Raw genomic sequence first — 3,660 nt, forward strand, 5'->3', positions numbered from 1 at the left:
CGGATTCAGGTTGAGATTATCGATCTAAAAAAATGGTTCCCCGGCGTCAAGGCGAATGACGGCGTCAATTTGACGTTGCGATCCGGCGAAGTCCACGCCATTCTCGGCGAAAATGGCGCCGGCAAGTCAACGCTGATGAAGATGATTTACGGATTGCTGGAACCGACCTCCGGGGAGATTCGCTTGCTGGGCGAACGCGTTCATTTCCGCAGTCCACGCGAAGCGATTCACGCCGGGATCGGCATGGTTCACCAGCACTTCATGTTGATTCCCGCGCTGACGGTCGCGGAAAACGTCGTGCTGGGAAACGAACCGGGCGGCATCAATTTTAACCGCCGCGAGGCCGAGCGCCGCGTCCGGGATCTGTCAGAGCGCTATCGACTCGCCATCGATCCCGCGAAGAAAGTGTCCGATCTGTCAGTCGGCCTGCAGCAGCGCGTCGAGATTCTGAAAGCGTTCTATCGCAAGGCGCGCCTCATCATTCTCGATGAGCCAACCGCACTGCTGACGCCGCAGGAGACGCGGGAATTGTTCGAGATCATCCGCAGCCTCAAAGCCGAGGGCACGCCGGTGCTCTTCATCAGTCACAAACTCGATGAAGTCAAGGAAATCAGCGATCGAGTCACCGTGATGCGGGCTGGTAAAACGGTCGACACGGTGGACACATCGTCAGCGACCGCCCAGGACCTCGCCAATATGATGGTGGGCCGCGAGGTCGTCCTGCGCGTCGAAAAGGCGGCATCGACTCCTGGCAAGCCCATCTTGCAACTGCGTGACGTTTACGTCCGCGATCACGCCCGCAATGAGCGCGTTCGCGGCATTACGCTCGACTTACATAGAGGTGAGATCCTCGGACTCGCGGGGATCGACGGCAATGGGCAATTTGAATTGGCCGACGCCATCGCCGGACTGCTGAAGGTGGAACAGGGGCAAATCGTGTTCGACGGCCGCGACATCACGGCGCTGTCGCCGGCGGATCGAACGGAGGCCGGGATCGCCTACGTGCCGCAGGACCGCCAAGCCGACGGCCTAGTGCTCGAGTTCGATCTCGTCGAAAACACCATTCTCCGCGACGTCGACAAACGGCCGTTCTCGAAACGCGGCGTGATCGACCGCGCGACCGCGGAACGCTACACCGTGGAGCGGATTCGCGAATTCGACGTGCGGCCGCCGGATCCATCCCGCAAAGCGGCCGAACTGTCCGGCGGAAACCAGCAGAAGGTCATTCTCGCGCGGGAGGTGTCGCGCAACCCGCTCATGCTGATCGCGGCCCAACCCACGCGCGGACTGGACGTTGGAGCTATCGAGGGCATTCATCGCCAACTGATTCGCCTTCGCGACGAGGGCAAAGGCGTACTCCTCGTATCCTTGGAGTTGGACGAAATCTTGTCGCTGTCTGACAGGATTGCGGTCATCCACAATGGGCGAATTGTCGATATTGTTGACGGGGCGACAGCGACGCGGGAACAAATTGGATTATTGATGACGGGTACCCCGAAGGAGGTATCGAGATGAAAGCTTTACGTTCCATCCTTCTGCCGCTCGGCGCTTCCGTCCTTGCGATGGTGATTGGCGCCATCATCGTCGGGGCGATGGGGTACAATCCAGCCACGGTCTACGGCTCGCTGATCTCCGGCGCGTTTGGCAGCCCAACGAGCTTGGCCAACACCATTACGGCAAGCTTGCCGCTCATTCTGATTGGTCTCGGAATCGCCATTTCGTTCCAATCCGGACTGTTCAACATCGGCGCAGATGGCCAGTACTGGGTGGCAGCAACCGTCGCAGTCTGGTTCGGATATCACTTCACCGGGTTGCCGGGTTGGCTGCACATGATTCTCTGTATCGTCGTCGGCATGCTGTCCGGCGCGATTTGGGGCGGCGTCATTCCAGGGTTGACGAAGGCCTTTGTCGGATCGCACGAAGTCATTACCACCATGATGATGAGCTACATCGGCATCCTGCTTGCCCGCTACCTGATTGAAGGCGGCCCGATGCAGGAAAAGGGGTATAACCCACAGTCGCCGATGATAGCGACAAACACCCAATTTCCGTACTTCACGCAAGGTCTCGCGCAATCGCAACTGTCCTTGATTTCTGTCGCAATCACCATTGTCGCCACATTGGCGGTGTGGTTCCTGCTGTACAAGACGACGCTCGGCTACAAACTTCGGGCTGTCGGATACAACCAGCGAGCAGCCCGCTATGGCGGCATTCCGGTCGCGTTGTACATCGTGATCGCGCTGTCCCTGTCAGGGTTGTTTGCAGGTCTCGCCGGAGCTGTTCAGATGCTCGGGGTCGATCACCGCCTGTCCGACGGCTTCACATCCAACTACGGCTACACGGCGATTGTCGTCTCTCTCCTAGCTCGCAACAATCCATTCGGTGTCATTGTCGCCGGGCTCTTCTTCGGCGCCCTGAACACGGGCGGCCAGAATATGCAGATTGTCTCGCAAGTGCCTGCCGCCTTAACCGACGTGCTGACGGGCCTGATCATCTTCTTTGTTGGCTGTGAACGCATCATCCCTCAAGTGATTGGTTGGTATCGACGCAGGAAATCCATGAAGTCTGGTGTCACAGCACAATAATTTCGTTGGAGAGGAGTAGAGAGCGTCATGAGTATCGTCTTGGAGGCACACGTATGGGCGACCATCGTTTCCATTTTCCGCAACCCAGAGATTTGGGCTTCGACGCTGTCGATGGCAGTTCCGCTCGCTCTTCCAGCGATTGGCGGCACCTTCTCGGAACGGACCGGCGTCGTCAACATCGCCATGGAAGGCATCATGCTGATGGGCGCCTTCTTCGGAGTCGCCTTCTCATATTGGACCAACAGCGCGTGGCTCGGATTGATTGGCGCGATGATTGTCGGCGGGCTCACAGCCGCAGCCTTGGCGTGGGGCGCCATTAACGTATCCGCCGATCAAACCGTACTCGGCATGGCCATCAACATCTTTGCCGCCGGCCTGACCGCATTCTTGCTGGACACGGTTTTCGGCTTCAACGGAACACCAATCAACACGCCGGAACTGCCAGAGTGGAGCATCCCCGGCATCAGCAACATTCCGTATATCGGCGGAATCTTTTCCCACCAGAGCGTGCTCGTGTACATCATGATTGTCCTCGTCGCCGCGTCGCATTGGTTTTTGTTTCACACGCGAATCGGGCTCCGTATGCGCGCCGTCGGTGAACACCCGTTGGCTGCCGACACCCTTGGCATCAACGTCTGGCGCCTGCGCTATTTCGGCGTCATCCTGGGCGGCATATTCTCGGCGATGGGCGGCGCATACCTATCCATCGGCGTGCTGAACAGCTTTTCCGTCAACATGACAAACGGCCGCGGCTACATCGCATTGGCCGCCATGATCTTCGGCAAGTGGACACCCCTTGGATCATTCGGGGCTGCGCTCATCTTCGGGTTTTCCACAGCGCTCGGCATCATCCTGCAAGGACAAGGCATCTCCTCGAATCTCCTGCAGATGATTCCGTATGCGCTGACCATCCTGGCACTCGCAGGACTCATCGGTCGTTCCGTCGCTCCTGCGGCAGACGGCATCCCTTACGATCCGAAGCGCTGACACGATTTTGGGGGCGCGGGCTTGCGGCGGGGGCCGGGGCGGGCTTGCGGCAGGGGCCGGGGCGGGCTTGCGGCGGGGGGCCGGGGCA

At 59.2% G+C, this 3,660-nt stretch carries 3 protein-coding genes; all 3 read left to right on the forward strand.

The features are described 5' to 3' along the window. Window positions 1-3: 3 nt before the first annotated feature. The 3 genes from AAC01S_RS18165 to AAC01S_RS18175 are packed head-to-tail and all read left to right on the forward strand — an operon-like array spanning window position 4 to window position 3,572. On the forward strand, window positions 4-1,515 hold the full coding sequence (locus AAC01S_RS18165; protein ID WP_067625846.1) for an ABC transporter ATP-binding protein: 1,512 nt from the start codon (window positions 4-6) through the stop codon (window positions 1,513-1,515). Further along, window positions 1,512-2,585, forward strand: a complete 1,074-nt coding sequence (locus tag AAC01S_RS18170) for an ABC transporter permease (RefSeq protein ID WP_067625842.1) — start codon at window positions 1,512-1,514, stop codon at window positions 2,583-2,585. The genes AAC01S_RS18165 and AAC01S_RS18170 overlap by 4 nt, the downstream gene beginning before the upstream one ends. Window positions 2,586-2,612: 27 nt before the next feature. Then, on the forward strand, window positions 2,613-3,572 hold the full coding sequence (locus AAC01S_RS18175; protein WP_067625845.1) for an ABC transporter permease: 960 nt from the start codon (window positions 2,613-2,615) through the stop codon (window positions 3,570-3,572). The last annotated feature ends 88 nt before the right edge of the window (window positions 3,573-3,660 follow it).

This window comes from Alicyclobacillus acidiphilus NBRC 100859, from assembly GCF_001544355.1.
Taxonomy (GTDB): Bacteria; Bacillota; Bacilli; order Alicyclobacillales; family Alicyclobacillaceae; genus Alicyclobacillus; species Alicyclobacillus acidiphilus.